The 12804-nt window shown below is 67.2% G+C and carries 18 protein-coding genes; 12 read left to right on the top strand and 6 right to left on the bottom strand.

The genetic code is table 11. The annotated features are described in order from the left end of the window. Nucleotides 1-7: 7 nt before the first annotated feature. Complete coding sequence (locus ABD830_RS53160; protein WP_345003273.1) at nt 8-1225, bottom strand: poly(ethylene terephthalate) hydrolase family protein; 1218 nt, start codon at nt 1223-1225, stop codon at nt 8-10. A 516-nt stretch (nt 1226-1741) separates the two neighbouring features. On the opposite strand from ABD830_RS53160, the gene ABD830_RS53155 reads away from it, so the two are divergent. Together ABD830_RS53155 and ABD830_RS53150 are read left to right on the top strand one after the other, a co-directional pair. Next, nucleotides 1742-1870, top strand: a complete 129-nt coding sequence (locus ABD830_RS53155; protein ID WP_345003272.1) for a hypothetical protein — start codon at nt 1742-1744, stop codon at nt 1868-1870. 139 nt (nt 1871-2009) lie between these two features. Further along, a complete protein-coding gene (locus tag ABD830_RS53150) occupies nt 2010-2789 on the top strand; it encodes a neutral zinc metallopeptidase (RefSeq protein WP_345003271.1) in 780 nt (259 codons plus the stop codon). Nucleotides 2790-3147: 358 nt separating this feature from the next. Here the strand turns inward: ABD830_RS53150 and ABD830_RS53145 are convergent, their stop codons facing one another. Together ABD830_RS53145 and ABD830_RS53140 are read right to left on the bottom strand one after the other, a co-directional pair. Further along, a complete protein-coding gene (locus ABD830_RS53145; protein ID WP_345003270.1) occupies nt 3148-3840 on the bottom strand; it encodes a hypothetical protein in 693 nt (230 codons plus the stop codon). Nucleotides 3841-3843: 3 nt separating this feature from the next. Further along, complete coding sequence (locus ABD830_RS53140; protein WP_345003269.1) at nt 3844-4110, bottom strand: hypothetical protein; 267 nt, start codon at nt 4108-4110, stop codon at nt 3844-3846. Nucleotides 4111-4378: 268 nt separating this feature from the next. Between ABD830_RS53140 and ABD830_RS53135 the strand changes: the two genes are divergently transcribed. Genes ABD830_RS53135 through ABD830_RS53125 form a run of 3 tightly spaced genes read left to right on the top strand, consistent with a single transcriptional unit; the run spans nt 4379 to nt 5458 of the window. Next, nucleotides 4379-4678: a YciI family protein gene (locus ABD830_RS53135; protein ID WP_345003268.1), complete on the top strand. Its 300-nt coding sequence runs from the start codon at nt 4379-4381 to the stop codon at nt 4676-4678. Further along, entirely contained in the window at nt 4675-4836 is a 162-nt protein-coding gene (locus tag ABD830_RS53130) for a hypothetical protein (RefSeq protein WP_345003267.1), read from the top strand. The genes ABD830_RS53135 and ABD830_RS53130 overlap by 4 nt, the downstream gene beginning before the upstream one ends. 31 nt (nt 4837-4867) lie before the next feature. Next, complete coding sequence (locus ABD830_RS53125) at nt 4868-5458, top strand: dihydrofolate reductase family protein (RefSeq protein ID WP_345003266.1); 591 nt, start codon at nt 4868-4870, stop codon at nt 5456-5458. A gap of 147 nt (nt 5459-5605) precedes the next feature. Here the strand turns inward: ABD830_RS53125 and ABD830_RS53120 are convergent, their stop codons facing one another. Further along, nucleotides 5606-5833, bottom strand: coding sequence for a hypothetical protein (locus tag ABD830_RS53120; RefSeq protein WP_345003265.1), 228 nt, complete (start codon nt 5831-5833; stop codon nt 5606-5608). 200 nt (nt 5834-6033) lie between these two features. Here ABD830_RS53120 and ABD830_RS53115 point away from each other — a divergent pair, with 200 nt between their 5' ends. Both ABD830_RS53115 and ABD830_RS53110 read left to right on the top strand, forming a co-directional pair. After that, nucleotides 6034-6492: a hypothetical protein gene (locus ABD830_RS53115; RefSeq protein ID WP_344987792.1), complete on the top strand. Its 459-nt coding sequence runs from the start codon at nt 6034-6036 to the stop codon at nt 6490-6492. 184 nt (nt 6493-6676) lie between these two features. Further along, nucleotides 6677-8221: an ISKra4 family transposase gene (locus ABD830_RS53110; protein ID WP_344987790.1), complete on the top strand. Its 1545-nt coding sequence runs from the start codon at nt 6677-6679 to the stop codon at nt 8219-8221. A 13-nt stretch (nt 8222-8234) separates the two neighbouring features. Here the strand turns inward: ABD830_RS53110 and ABD830_RS53105 are convergent, their stop codons facing one another. Further along, nucleotides 8235-8786 (bottom strand): PHP domain-containing protein, encoded by a 552-nt coding sequence (locus ABD830_RS53105; protein ID WP_345003475.1) that lies wholly within the window; start codon nt 8784-8786, stop codon nt 8235-8237. A gap of 284 nt (nt 8787-9070) precedes the next feature. On the opposite strand from ABD830_RS53105, the gene ABD830_RS53100 reads away from it, so the two are divergent. The 3 genes from ABD830_RS53100 (at nt 9071) to ABD830_RS53090 (ending at nt 10494) form a co-directional block, all read left to right on the top strand. Further along, on the top strand, nt 9071-9556 hold the full coding sequence (locus tag ABD830_RS53100; protein ID WP_345003264.1) for a hypothetical protein: 486 nt from the start codon (nt 9071-9073) through the stop codon (nt 9554-9556). Between the two features lie 182 nt (nt 9557-9738). After that, nucleotides 9739-10317 carry a recombinase family protein gene (locus ABD830_RS53095; protein WP_345003263.1) on the top strand — a complete coding sequence of 193 codons (579 nt, stop codon included), beginning with the start codon at nt 9739-9741 and terminating at the stop codon, nt 10315-10317. 54 nt (nt 10318-10371) lie between these two features. Further along, a complete protein-coding gene (locus ABD830_RS53090) occupies nt 10372-10494 on the top strand; it encodes a hypothetical protein (protein WP_345003262.1) in 123 nt (40 codons plus the stop codon). A 49-nt stretch (nt 10495-10543) separates the two neighbouring features. Here ABD830_RS53090 and ABD830_RS53085 read toward each other — a convergent pair whose 3' ends face one another. Continuing rightward, nucleotides 10544-10780 carry a hypothetical protein gene (locus ABD830_RS53085; RefSeq protein ID WP_345003261.1) on the bottom strand — a complete coding sequence of 79 codons (237 nt, stop codon included), beginning with the start codon at nt 10778-10780 and terminating at the stop codon, nt 10544-10546. A 290-nt stretch (nt 10781-11070) separates the two neighbouring features. Here ABD830_RS53085 and ABD830_RS53080 point away from each other — a divergent pair, with 290 nt between their 5' ends. Both ABD830_RS53080 and ABD830_RS53075 read left to right on the top strand, forming a co-directional pair. Beyond that, nucleotides 11071-11619, top strand: a complete 549-nt coding sequence (locus ABD830_RS53080) for an RNA polymerase sigma factor (RefSeq protein WP_345003260.1) — start codon at nt 11071-11073, stop codon at nt 11617-11619. Continuing rightward, nucleotides 11616-12572, top strand: coding sequence for a CU044_5270 family protein (locus ABD830_RS53075; RefSeq protein ID WP_345003259.1), 957 nt, complete (start codon nt 11616-11618; stop codon nt 12570-12572). The genes ABD830_RS53080 and ABD830_RS53075 overlap by 4 nt, the downstream gene beginning before the upstream one ends. Nucleotides 12573-12804 lie beyond the last annotated feature (232 nt).

Raw genomic sequence — 12804 nt, 5'->3', positions numbered from 1 at the left:
GTTGTGGTCACGGGCTGGTACACGTCAGGGACGGGGTGGACGGGGCACCGTTGCCGAGAAAGCCGAACGTGGTCGTGCCGGAGGCCGGGATCGAGGCGTTGTACGAGGTGTTCGACACCGTCACCGCGGAACTGTTGCCGCTCAGGGTGCCGTTCCACAGTTGGGAGATCGACTGACCGCTGCTCAGCGTCCATCTGACGGTCCACCCGTTGACCGCCGAGTTGCCTGCCTTCACTGTGACCTCGCCCTGGTAGCCGCCCGACCACGAGTTCACAGTGCGGTAGTTCGCGGTGCAGGCGCCTGTGGGCTGGGGTGATGGGCTGGTGGAGGGCGAGGGTGACGGGCTGGGTGACGGGCTGGGTGACGGGCTGGGTGACGGCGACGGCGTGTACGGGCACTTGTTGCGGTACATGGAGATGCCGGTGGGATCCATCAGCGGGCACAGGAACTGGGTGTACCGCGTGTCGTTGTCGACGAAGATCTTCAGCCAGGGGATCAGCACCCGCATCTCGGTGGTGTTCGCCCGTGTCGCGAACAGGTGGTCCACACCGGTTATCTCTACCCAGGCGCTAGGTGTCGTGGCGGGAATAGTGGTGTATATCCCGTTCAGATAGGCCTGTGTGACCGTCGTGTCCCGCTGTCCTGAGATGAACATCGTCGGTACCCGGTCGTTGGACAGATTGTAGTTCCCCACAGGGGAGCCGGGCGCGAGTCCGACCGCGGCTTTCAGCGCGGGGCGCCGGAGTGCCGCAGTGAGGACGCCGCCGCCTCCCGCGGAGTGGCCGATGATCGACAACCGGTTGGGGTCGACCCGGTCGCGCACGGAACTGCGCTGCGTGAGGTAGTCAAGCGCGGCGAGGAGTTGAGTCGCCCGGGCATCCGCGCTGTCGGTGCGGCTGACGGTCTCGATTCCGATCACGACGAATCCGAAGGATGCCAGCCAGTGACCCATCCAGGCCTCTTCGACGGAGAACAGGGCGGAGTAGCCGGGCACGATCGCGACTCCGCCGAAAGTCTGGCTGGTGTCCGTCGGGTAGTAGATCACTCCACTGCCGAAGCCGTTCCCCGGCACGGTCATCTGCGCGGTGGCGAAGGTCCCCCTGGTGGCCGCCACGCTGCTCAAGGTCGGGTCGGGGCCCCGCTGGTAGGGATTGTCGTCGGCCGATGCCGCTCGAGTCGCGACGGTCATCGCGAGCAGTCCGAGGAGGGCCACCACTGTGGCCATGACGCGTTTGGTCAACCACGCTCGAGAGCCAGGCTGCGGTCGCGGCCCGCCGACAGCATCAGGTGCCGGTGACTCACTCACACGTCGTCGCACTTATGTTCCTCCACTCATGCACTTTCGGCGCCGTCCCCCGGCGTCGAGGAATCCGCGGTCAATGACCGGTGCCGGTGACCTGGCTGCGTTCTGGTCATGGTTCAGCGCATCTCGGGGGGTCGAGTGTCCGGCCATCGCCAAGGCGTTCGTCAGGAGAAAGTGCAGGGGCCCGTTCAGGGGAGTACGGGCGCCGCCCTGCGCCAGCTTTTGTTAGCGCTCACATGCATCCTCTGCCGAGTCCCCTCTCCTCGGATGACTGAGGCGGTGTGACAGAGCAAATACGAGGAGAAAGCCGCTGTCAACGGGTGTCGGGTGCCGGTAGCGACAGCGTGCGGGGTTGAGGGCGCTTATCTGGGATATCGGGATTAATGCACCTTGACGACGAGAGCCTGTGGTGAAAATTTCACCACCGCACCTCGGATCATGGCCGGTCTCCGCAACCTGGCCATCGGCCTGGCCCGCCTGATCGGCCGGACCGACATCGCCGCCGCCACCGACCACTACCGCAGCCACCCCGCCGACGGCCTCCAGCTACTCGGTCTTACAACATGAGAACGCTTCGACCCTGGGTCCGCCGGTGAGGGCTTAGCCGTTTCGTTCGGCGGGCGGCGTGCGTCGCGGATCAATGGCTCCAGCTCCAGGCCGGTGCCGATATGGTGCTCCAACTCCGCGAGCCCTATTCTCACCCATCGTGAAGCCCCTCAAGATCGCGGCACTCGCCTGCGCCCTCCTCACCCCCTTGACCGTCACGGCGGCCGCGCACGCCTCGGCGTATCCCGTGAAGAACCCCGTGCTCGTCAAGAACGCGTTATATCAGGCCGGGCCGCTGCCCACCACGACCTGTAACGACCTGCCGGACGAGCCCATGACGCCCGCCGAGGCCCGTACCTACATCAACGAGGCCCTGCGCTGCCTGGAGAACACGTGGGGACAGCACCTGAAGAAGGCCGGCCTGCCCTATGAGCCGGTCAAGGTGCGGTACGTGACCCGCCTGCCCAAGAACTACTGCGCGTCCGAGGACGGCGAGACGATCCAGCCGTCCACGGTGTGGTACTGCGACTGGGACCGCACGCTGTCCTTCAAGATCGGCAAGTACTGGCTCCTCGGGCCAATGACCGGCCTCGACCTCTTCAACACGATCGCCGTCACCTACGGTTACCACGTGCAGAAGCAGGCCGGTCTCTACGACGCCGGCGAGGACCTCAGAGCCGGCAGTAAGGCCGAGCACCTCGAGCAGGGGCGGCGCATGTACCAGCAGGTCGAATGCCTGGGCGCGGCCTTTACCAAGAGTGGCTGGCCGCTGCCGGGCAAGACCGCGCGGGATTGGGAGAGGGTCGCGTCGTCCTTCTACCGCGACTCCGCCGAGTACGGCAAGGCCGCCAACCGCAAGCGGTGGGTCAAGGCCGGTTTCCGCACCGCCGACCCGGCCTCCTGCAACACCTGGGCGGCAGCCTCGTCCAAGGTCTCCTGACGCGATCGACCCCGGTCTGGCCGGCCAGAATGTCCTGGTCGCCGCAGGGGCGGGCGGCATCGGCACGGCGATCAGTCGGGTGCTCGCCACCCATGGCGCCCGCGTGGCGATCCGCTACCTCGAGCGGGCCGCCACACCGCCGACCTGCCCAACATGCCGTACGGACCCCCAGATAGGGGTTCTCGACACCGAGACGACGGGGTCGACTGTGTGGTGACGACGGTCGTGACTGGGGCGGTGCCGGGCGCGGGCAAGCGATCGCTCTGCCGGTCGTTGGGAGCCTCTGTCAGTCCTTCGCGGTGAGGCAGGAGACATGGGTGACGGAGAGTCGGGTCGCCGTCACCCGGGCGTCGGGATGCTACGCGGGCGGCTGGAGGACGGTGACCACGTGGGTGGTGCTCGCTGGCTCGATGGTCGAGTTGCCGAGCAAGTTGACTGTGTACATGTGTTCGCCGGCCCCGTCGGCGCCGAAGGTTCCACTGAAATCGAGTCGCTCGCCGACGTTGCCCGTCGCCGGTCCGGTCGCGGTGAGCGTCGGCTGGTACCTGGCCACCGTGACGGTCACCGAGGAGCCGCTACCCCGGAACCATGAGTTGCCCAGCCAGTACACCTGATACTTGAACGCCCCGGTGGACGGCGGGGCGTCGGTGAATTGGTAGGTCCCGTCCGCCGCCGTGGTGATCTCCTGGAACGGCCTGGAGGTGCCGTCGGGGAGCCGGCGGTACAGCTCGAGCGTCTGTATGCCGGGTGGCAGTCCGCTGCTCAGCGTGAGTCGTCCGCTGAAAGTCGACTGCTTGAGCGCGGTCACCTTGGAGGGAGCCGTCAAGGTCAGCGTGGAGGAGTGGTAGGGCGAGGGAGGCAACCGCCAGAGGTGCATCCGCCCGGTGCCGGGCTCTTTCAAAACCGCGAAGGTGAGTGTGCCGTAGAACTCGATGCTGCCCGCCACCACCGCCTTACCCTGGTGGGCGGCTGTGTAGATGACCTCCGCGGTGGTCGTGTCGTACACCACGATCTCCGCCGCGTCGCCCGCGGAGGAGTTCCAGCCGCCCACGACCTAGGCGCCGTCCGGGCTGGCCGCGACGGCGGTGGGGGAGCCGTGCTCGCCGCTGTCGTAGGCGCGGGTCTTGGCATTGGTCGTCGTGTCCCAGGCGTCGAAGCGGTGAGTGTCGGCCAGCGCCGACAGCGCCGCTGACCCGTAGTCGGCGAGGGCGAGGTCCCGCAGGGACGTGTCAGCGCGGATCTCACCGCGCGGGGTGGCCGGGGTGGTGCTGACGTCATACACCCTGATCGAGGCGGGGTCCGCTCCCGGCTCTCCCGCCACCAGAGTGCTCCCGGCGACGGCGACCAGCGGAGGCTGCGTCGTGCGTGAAGCTATATCAGCTCGCCATGATCGAACCGGAGAAGGCGGAAAGCCCCAGCACCCAGGCCACGACCGCACCATCGGGGGGACACGGAGCTGATCGGGAAATCAGGGGTTATTTCTTAATTGGGCGGCGTTGCGCCGCCCAATTCGGGCGGGCGGTGGCGTCTACCCGGTTGGAGGCGGTCCCAGTCCGGGGCGCGCCCGGACACAGGACAGGACCGGGATTATGGCCAAGTACGTTTTCTCCTTCCGCGTGCCTGCCGAGTACGCGCCCCACGCCGGGACGCCGGCCGAGTGGCAGGCCTGGTTCGGCGGGCTGGGCTCGGCCCTCGTGGACGTCGGCAACGCGGTGACCGATTACGCCTCGCTCGGGGAGGTCGGCGGCAGCGGCTCCCGGATGGTCGCCTACTCGGTGGTGTCCGCCGAGGACATGGACTCCGCGCTGGCGCTGGCCAAGGACGTCCCGGTGATGCGGGTCGGCAGCGGGGTCGAGGTCGGCCCCGTGATGGAAGCCGCCGGGTCGTGAGCGACGCCATGACCGCATCGACGGCGCCGCCGGAGGGGTCGTTCCTGGCGACCGGGCGCGGCAAGGTCACGCTGGCGCTGCTGACGTTCCTGGACGTCGAGGACGGCTCGATCGTGAACGTCGTGCTGCCGACCACCCGTACGCATCTAGGCCAGTGATAGCCGACAACATTGTCAAAGGAGCACGGAAATGGGAAAGATCGTCATCAGCTCAAATGTCACACTCGATGGAGTGGTCCAAGACCCGGACGGCCAGGAAGGCTTCGAGGGGGGTGGCTGGTTCCACCAGTTCGTGGGGGGCAAGGATCTCGAAGACTGGGCCGCCCGCGAGACTGAGGAAGCGCTGGATGCCGAGGCGCTACTGCTGGGCAGGCGGAGCAGTGAGTGGTTCGCGTCCCGGATGCCATCGTTCGGTGCCCGCGTAAGCCGCAGGTGGGCGGACAGAATGAACAGCATTCCCAAGTACGTCGTGTCGTCGACTCTCGAAGATCCTCAGTGGAGCAACGCCACGGTCCTCAACGGCGATGCGGTAAAGGAGATTTCGGAGCTGAAGCGGAAAGTGGACGGGGAAATCCTGGTCTACGGCAGCTATCAGCTCGTGCGCATACTGACAGAACAGAACCTGGCCGATGAACTGCGGCTGGTAGTTTTCCCGGTCGTGCTGGGAACCGGCCTGCGTATCTTCGACGAGACCAGCGACAAGACGCCGCTGCACCTGGTCAACACACGAAAGATGGGTGACGGCCTGGTGTTCTGCACCTACGAATTCGTGCAAGGCTAGCGGGTAAACCCTTCCAGGGCAGCGTGCAGTTCCTCCTTAGCTTAATGGGTGTTGAACAACCTCTGATCTTGGCTGGAGCTGCGTGTTGAGCGCGGAGATTCTGGGCTCTGGCCCACTCTCTCCGCGCCGGGAGCCCCCATACTCGTGTCAGTCCGCCCGGCCCCAGATGCCCAGCAGGTCCTTGCCCGGGCGGAAGCCGTGCGCCTCCGCCATGTGCGCCGCCTCCTTGAACCCTTGGGCCACAGCCGACGGCATATGCGCGTCGCTCCCGAACGTCACCGCCTGCCCGCCCTCCTCGCGCCACCAGCGCAGGATGGTCGAGTGCAGCGGCAGGCGCGTGCTGATCTCCAGAGCTCTGCCCGACTCCGCCGTCACGCGCAGCGCGTGCCGAAACTCCTCCTCGAACTTCAGCAGATCGAACGGCCCGGCCTGCTCCGTCGGCCAGTAACGGATCGGATAGTCGATGGGTGCGGCTCTCCCTCAGTGAGTGCCTGAGCTGGGCTTTTGTAGACATGACTGTTTGATCCGGGAACCGCCTTTTACTGTGAGTGCAGACCCGTGAGGCGGTGGTGGCCATGAGCTCGTTGCTCGAGGAACTGGCACGGCGCGAAGCCGCTGCCCGCCGGCGAATCGAGGAGATCCGCGAGCAGATCGCCGCGCTCACCTCACAGATGCAGGACGAGCAGGACCGCTTGTCACGGCTGACGATCACACGGGAGACCGTCGAGGAAATCCTGGGCGAAGCGGCCCAGCTGCTCGATGAGCCCAAGGGACAGGCCGAGGCCGCCGACGCGGCCGGCACCGCGCCGTCGGCACAGCCGCCGGTGCTGGGTGTGGTTACGGTGCCGCACTGGCAACCCGGCATGAATACGGCGGTGCTGCCGCGCGCGTACCGGGACGCGGTGGAGATCATGGCCGATGCCGGGCGGGCGATACGGGCCGGGCAGATCGCGGTGGCGATGGGACTGCCGGATGAGGCCGCCAAGCGGGAAGGGCTGCGCTCTAAGCTGAAGCGGCTGGTGGAACGCGGCTAGGCGAAGGAAGAAGGGCCGGGACTGTTCACGGTGACCGATCCGGTGGCCCGTGAGATGGCCGGGCAGGATGGCGTGGCGTCACGGGACGCAATCGCGTCGTCACCGGGCGGGTGATTGTGGCGGGGCTCTCCCGCCGTCAGGTTCGAAGGTGCCACCCAATCGACCCCGACGAAGGAAGAGCCCTGTGCAGGCACCGTACGACACCGAGGCCACCGCTGACGTCTTTGCGAAGGCGAAGAACACATTCAACTGGCTCATCGGACACCTCACCGACGCGCAGACCGGGACGCTTGCCCATAACCGGCTGGAGGAGACCATCACCGAGCAGGGCCGGGAGCTGCAGCGCCTGCTGCTGCAGGCCCACCTTGACCTGCGCGCGCTGCGCGAGCTGGAGCAGGTACGCCACGCCCGTCACCAGGACGTCGGCGCTGCCGGGGTGATCGGCGCGGACGGGGTGCCGCGGCGGCGGGTGGAGCTCGGGCACCACCGCCTGCTCGCCACGGTGACCGGGACGGTGACGGTCACCCGGTGCGCGTGGCGGGCCCCGGGCGTCGGCAACGTTTATCCGGCGGACGCGGCGTTATCGCTGCCGGCGGTGCGACACTCGGCCGGGCTGGCGAAGCTCGCGGTCATCGAGACGGTGCGCGGCTCGTTCGACGCCGCCCTGGCGGCGATCACCACACGGTGCGGTCAGGTGATCGGCAAACGGCAGATCGAGCAGCTGGTCGCCCAGGCCGCGGCTGACGTCGACGCCTTCTACGCCGCGCGGACCGTGCTGCCGTGCACGGCGTCCACGGTGCTGGCGATCAGCGTGGACGGCAAAGGCATCGCGATGCGCCCCGAAGCGCTGCGGCCCGCGACCGCGAAGGCCGCCGCCCGCGCCCGAGCCACGTTCCGGACGCGGCTGGCGGCCGGGGAGAAACCGGCGCGCAAACGGATGGCGACGCTAGGGGTGGTCTACGACGCCGAACCGGCGCCGCGGCGGCCGCACGATGTGATCGCCGTCCCGGGCGGGCGATCCGGCCGGCGTCTGTCACGGGCCCGGCCGAACGCGACGCGCAAGTGGCTGTGTGGCTCGGTCATCACCGGCCCCGGCCCTGTGATCGCCAAGGTGTTCGACCATGCCGAGGCCCGTGATCCCGCGCACGCCCGTCCCTGGGTCGTGCTCGTCGACGGGGCCCGCCACCAGCTCGACCTGATCATCGCCGAAGCCGCCCGGCGCCGCATCCGCGTCCACATCGTGATCGATTTCGTGCACGTGCTGGAGAAGTTATGGGCTGCTGCGTGGAGTTTGCACCCGCCCGCGGCGCCGGCCGCGGAGGACTGGGTCGCCGGGCATGCCCTGGCCCTGCTGGCCGGGCACACCGGCCAGGTCATCAGCACGCTGACCGCGCAGGCCGCCACAGCCGGCGCGCAGCACCGTGACGGCATCGACGCGTGCATCCGCTATCTGTCCAACAACGCCGAGCATCTGCGGTATGACCAGGCGCTGGAAGCGGGATGGCCAATCGCGACCGGGGTGGTCGAGGGCGCGTGCCGTCATCTGATCGCCGACAGGTTCGACCTGGCCGGGGCGCGGTGGGGCCTGGCCGGGGCCGAGGCGGTGCTGAAGCTCCGCGCGCTGGTCGCCAACGGTCATCTGGAGGAGTACTGGACTTTCCATCTCGCCCGGCAACACGAGCGCGTCCATCAGACCGGCTACCAGGACGGATACGCCCTTACGGCTTGATCGCTTCAGTCACTCAGGAGGAGCCGCACCCATAGTCGATGTGCGCCAGTGCTGTGAACACCTCGCTCTGCTCGATCAGCCGGGGAATCTCCGCCAGATAGTCGCGCATGACCTCCGCCGCAGGTCGCTGCGCGAACTGCCCCGGAGGCTCGGTGAACCTGCCCCCGCTCGGGAGGCAGTGCAGCGACCCGATCAGCCGATCGAACTGCCCGACCGCGAGCAGCTTCCCGATCTCCTCGGCATGCCAGTGCGGCTCCCCCAGCTCCATGCCACTCAGGATCCGCAGCTCTGGGAAGCGCTCCCGGCACCTTTCGATCGCCTCCAGGTATCCAGCCGCGTCGAACCGCGGCGGAGTCAGCTCGCCATCCGGCGAGCACATGGTCGCCAGATGGTCATCCGGGTGCAACACGTCGAGGTTGACCATCCACACGGTGTGGTCGACGTGCTCGGTGAAGGCGATCGCGGGCAGGCCGAGCTCTACTGCCTTCTCACAGGTGCGTTCCATCGAGCCCAGCGGCGCGTCCCAGGACCACTCGCTGTGCACGTGACTGTCCGCAGGCAACATCACGAAGCTCACCTCTCGTCGACCGCAAGATCACCGCACAGCGTACGCGGTGGCGACGAGGGCGAGAGGCCTGGGCGAGGGCACATGATTCCGCAATTCCCGACATGGGGTCTTGGGACTATCCGGCCGGAATTGAACGATAAGCCTCCGCCACAGGTCAGGCAGGGTTGCGAAGGGGGCGTGGGGTGGATGGGGGCGCCCACGATGCGACACGCCTGTCCTATCTGTAGGTCATCGGCCTGGAAACGACCGCTACGATCGGGAGAAGATCACGAGGAGACTGGTTGAGCGACAGTGGGGCCGCCGATGCTGAGGACGAGGCCGGCGAGGCAGCGGCTGCGCCGCCTCCGTTCGAGCCGGTGCGGGTGGTGCCGACTCGGCCGGATGGCTGGCCTGACTGGCTCGGTCGTAGGCCGATCAGCTCTGTCGACCGGGACAGGATCCTGAAGGATCTGACTGCCGATCAGGAAGAGTTGGACGCTGTCAAGCGGCGGGACGGCCTGCGTCTCGCACCGCTGTTCTCGTCGGTGACGATCGAAGGGTTCGGCGGGCAGGGTGATCCACGGAAAGTGGCCCGGCTGCGAGCCGCCATCAACGCGGCGTGCCGGGTCGCGGCGGGGGGTCGGCGGACCAGTTATCACGCGACCGGTGAGCGCATCACGATCGGGATCGCGGGGCCGGACGCGCGTGAGCGGATCGCGGTGCTGCGTCGGCAGCTTGCCAAGATCGGCGGTAGCCGCGGCTGGACGATCACCGAAGATCTGAACTGACCCAGTTCTCACGGTGAGTGAGGGTGGTGACTGTGTGTGGGTCGCAGAAATGAACGTTATCAAGACGCGAGCAGTCGATCTTGCCGCTTCCGCGACGCCCCAGGTCGATCATTCTCAAAAGCCGTGCCCGAAAACAACGTCTCACTACGGAACAAGGTCACCGTTTATGACACACTTCTCGGATGAGCAAGATCGGCTATGGGCGGGTCAGCACTCGCGACCAGAATCCCGACAGTCAGCGCGACGCGCTGGCGGCTGCGGGGTGTGACCGTGTCTTCATCGACAAGGCGTCCGGCAAGCTTGACCGGCGGCCCGAGTTGGACAAGGCCCTGGACTACCTGCGGCCGGGTGACACCTTCGTCATCACGCGCTTGTCCCGAGCGGCCCGTTCTTTGAGGCACTTGCTGGACCTGGCGGCCGACTTGCGCGGGCGTGAGGTCGACCTGCTGGTGCTCAAGCAGGGCATCGATACCTCCACCCCGACCGGGCGGCTGCAGTTTCACATGTTCGGCGCGTTCGATGAGTTCCTGCGTGAGCTCATCGTCGAGGGCACACTCGAAGGGCTGGCCTCTGCGCGAGCTCGCGGCCGTGTCGGTGGCCGGCCGCGGGCGCTGGACGCCGATGGAATCGAGATGGCCCGAGCGCTGTATGAGATGAAGAGTCAAGACGGAAAGCGCAAGTACACCGTCCAGCAGATCGCGGACCGGCTCGGCGTCGGCCGCGCCACCATTTACCGGAATCTCGACGCCGAGCCCACGTAAGGGCCCAGTCAGGCGCCGAACCACCAACCTCCGCCTCAACAGAGGAGTCCAGACATGAGCACGATGGAGGAACCGGACCTCGGCAGCATCATCGCGGTCAATTGGAGTTATCCCAACCAGGTGATCTGGGAGCACGTGTCCGGGGCTGAGGAACCCAGGAACAGCAGTTGGCGCTGAGAATGATCTTGAGCGAAATGTTGACGTCCGGCTTCGGCGTGTGATCGCCCTACCTGGAGGCCTCTGGCCCGTGGATGATGCCTTCGACAGCGCCAGATGAGTAGGGCAGGGCGAGTCCGTTCAGGACGGCGGCGTGGTCGCGTTCGAGACCGTTGGCGAACGTGTGCAGGTAAGGCAAGTCGTCAGCGCGGATGGTGGCGATCCAGGCGTCAAGACGCTCGCCGTGCCGCCCGGTCAGGTTCTCGATGCTGGACGGCATGTAGTCGACGACCCGCAGGTAGATCAACGGGCGGATCTTTCAGACGATCTGGCGGCGGCTCGCAGGGCCGTACCCGGATCGAGGCGTTGCCGGTGGTCGGGCCGGGCGGCAAGAGTGATCTGGACCGGTTGAAGAAACCGGCGCGGCGTGCCCCGGCATCCTGGACGCCCTGCGCGAGTACATGACCACCCTTGACCGCCGCGCGGCCGAATTCGCGAAGCCCGCGAGATCCTCGCCCGCACCGCAGAGGGGGTGTAGAGATCCCAGCACTCCTGGACATCTCTGGATGAACGAGAAGTCAGAGGAAAGGGGTAGCTGTGCCGGAAGCGGACGATGAATTCGCCGCGTTATGGGACGCGCACTATGACGATGTTCTGGGCTATGCCGCCCGCCGAGTCGACCACGAGACGGCGCGTGACCTCGCAGCGGAGACGTTCCTGATCGCCTGGCGGCGTAGGGCCGACATCCCCATGGACCGGCCGTTCCCATGGCTGCTCCACGTGACCATGAACGTCCTTGCCAACGCGGCGCGCGGGCATCGGCGGCGAAACCGCCTGTGGTGGCGGATGCGCGAGGACCGTGGCCTGAACGAACCGGTCGCCGACGTCGCGACCAGGGTGGTGGAAGACGGCCGCATCGGTACGGCCCTGCGGCGCCTTTCGCCCCGCGACCGCGAGGTCCTCCAGCTCATCGGCTGGGAGGAACTCGACGTCAATGACGCGGCAGTCGTCATGGGCTGCTCGGCGAAGACCTTCTCGGTCCGTCTGCACCGAGCCCGCCGCCGCCTGTCGGACGTTCTCGCCGAACTGGATGCCGAAGGCCAAAGCCGGCCCATCCCGACCCTGCAGAGGAGCTCGCAGTCATGAACGACGACATCCAGGAGATCCGGCGACTGCTCGCGCCAGCCAACCCAAGCCCACGCGGCGTCCTCGCCGGCGCCGGCGAGGACGCCATCGGTCGCACCGCCTTCAACCACATCACGCGCGCCAAGTCGGTCAGGCGTGGATTCCTGTCTCGCCGTGCCACCGTGCGGCTCGTTACTATCGGCGGTCTGGCGCTCGTGCTCGCGGCCGGAACGACGGTGGCTCAGGACCTCGTTCCCGCAGGTCCGGTAGCGAACGCACAGGTCGTACTCACCCAGGCGGCCAACGTCGCCCAGCAGCGGACCTTCACCGCCCCCCGCCCGGAGCAATGGGTCTATACCGAGACGCAATACAAGAGACTGGGTAACCCCGGCAAGGGCGAGGTGCTGACGGCGGAGTCGCCGCTGAGGACCGAGCTCGACCGGCTGTGGATCCGGGCGGACGGCAAGCGCCTCGCTACCTTGGTGGACGGAAAGGTGCAGGTCTCGCCCACCGGGGGCGGAGTGCCGCCCGTCGACTACGCGTCGGTGGCGGCCCTTCCGCGCGACCCGGACAAGCTGCTCGCCTGGGCTCGCGAGAACGGAGGACCTATCGCGGAACCCGACGTCAGGCCGTACAAAGTGCTCTTCGGGTTGATGTTGAGCAACGGGGTGCTGCCTCCAGACCTGGAGGCTGCCACGTACCGTGCCCTTGCACTGATCCCCGGTATCGAGGTGGACCAGGCCGCCGTGGACGACACGGATCGCCCCGTGGTGTCCATCTCCATCACGGTCGAAGGTTATCTGAAGGAGGAGATCCTCCTCGACCGGACCACGTACGCCTACCGGGGGCATCGCACCACGGTCATCAAGGACCACACGTTCCCGGAAGGCGGGACGTACAAGGCGGGCACCGTCGAGAGCTACTCGGTCCGCCTGGCGACCGGAATCGTCGACCACTCCGGCCAACGCCCCTGACTTGAGCCCCCCGGGTGTGACGTGCCACGGTCACCCCGGGGGTTCCTCGCTCGCTCAGCGCGGGTGCGCACCCGCCTCCGGCCCAGATCCACCAGGTTAGAGCCGGTGTCCAGTTGAGTGATGCAACGACGCCGGCTCCTCACGTACTCCTGGGCGATGGCGGTGGCTGGTGCTGTGTGCCCCAGTCCCAAGCTGCTCGGCTCCCTGCTCAGCAACAACGTCGTCCCGCCGG

The sequence above is a fragment of the Nonomuraea helvata genome (assembly GCF_039535785.1).
GTDB classification, from domain to species: Bacteria; Actinomycetota; Actinomycetes; order Streptosporangiales; family Streptosporangiaceae; genus Nonomuraea; species Nonomuraea helvata.
The sequence above is the reverse complement of the archived record's forward strand: the minus strand, read 5'-3'. Positions and strand labels throughout refer to the sequence as shown.

What these genes read in the sequence shown, in the direction of transcription:
- ABD830_RS53160 (WP_345003273.1), bottom strand. Translation starts at nt 1,225, where the DNA reads ATGGCCACAGTGGTGGCCCTCCTCGGACTGCTCGCGATGACCGTCGCG.
- ABD830_RS53155 (WP_345003272.1), top strand. Translation starts at nt 1,742, where the DNA reads ATGGCCGGTCTCCGCAACCTGGCCATCGGCCTGGCCCGCCTGATCGGC.
- ABD830_RS53135 (WP_345003268.1), top strand. Translation starts at nt 4,379, where the DNA reads ATGGCCAAGTACGTTTTCTCCTTCCGCGTGCCTGCCGAGTACGCGCCC.
- ABD830_RS53125 (WP_345003266.1), top strand. Translation starts at nt 4,868, where the DNA reads ATGGGAAAGATCGTCATCAGCTCAAATGTCACACTCGATGGAGTGGTC.
- ABD830_RS53115 (WP_344987792.1), top strand. Translation starts at nt 6,034, where the DNA reads ATGAGCTCGTTGCTCGAGGAACTGGCACGGCGCGAAGCCGCTGCCCGC.
- ABD830_RS53105 (WP_345003475.1), bottom strand. Translation starts at nt 8,786, where the DNA reads ATGTTGCCTGCGGACAGTCACGTGCACAGCGAGTGGTCCTGGGACGCG.
- ABD830_RS53095 (WP_345003263.1), top strand. Translation starts at nt 9,739, where the DNA reads ATGAGCAAGATCGGCTATGGGCGGGTCAGCACTCGCGACCAGAATCCC.
- ABD830_RS53090 (WP_345003262.1), top strand. Translation starts at nt 10,372, where the DNA reads ATGAGCACGATGGAGGAACCGGACCTCGGCAGCATCATCGCGGTCAAT.
- ABD830_RS53075 (WP_345003259.1), top strand. Translation starts at nt 11,616, where the DNA reads ATGAACGACGACATCCAGGAGATCCGGCGACTGCTCGCGCCAGCCAAC.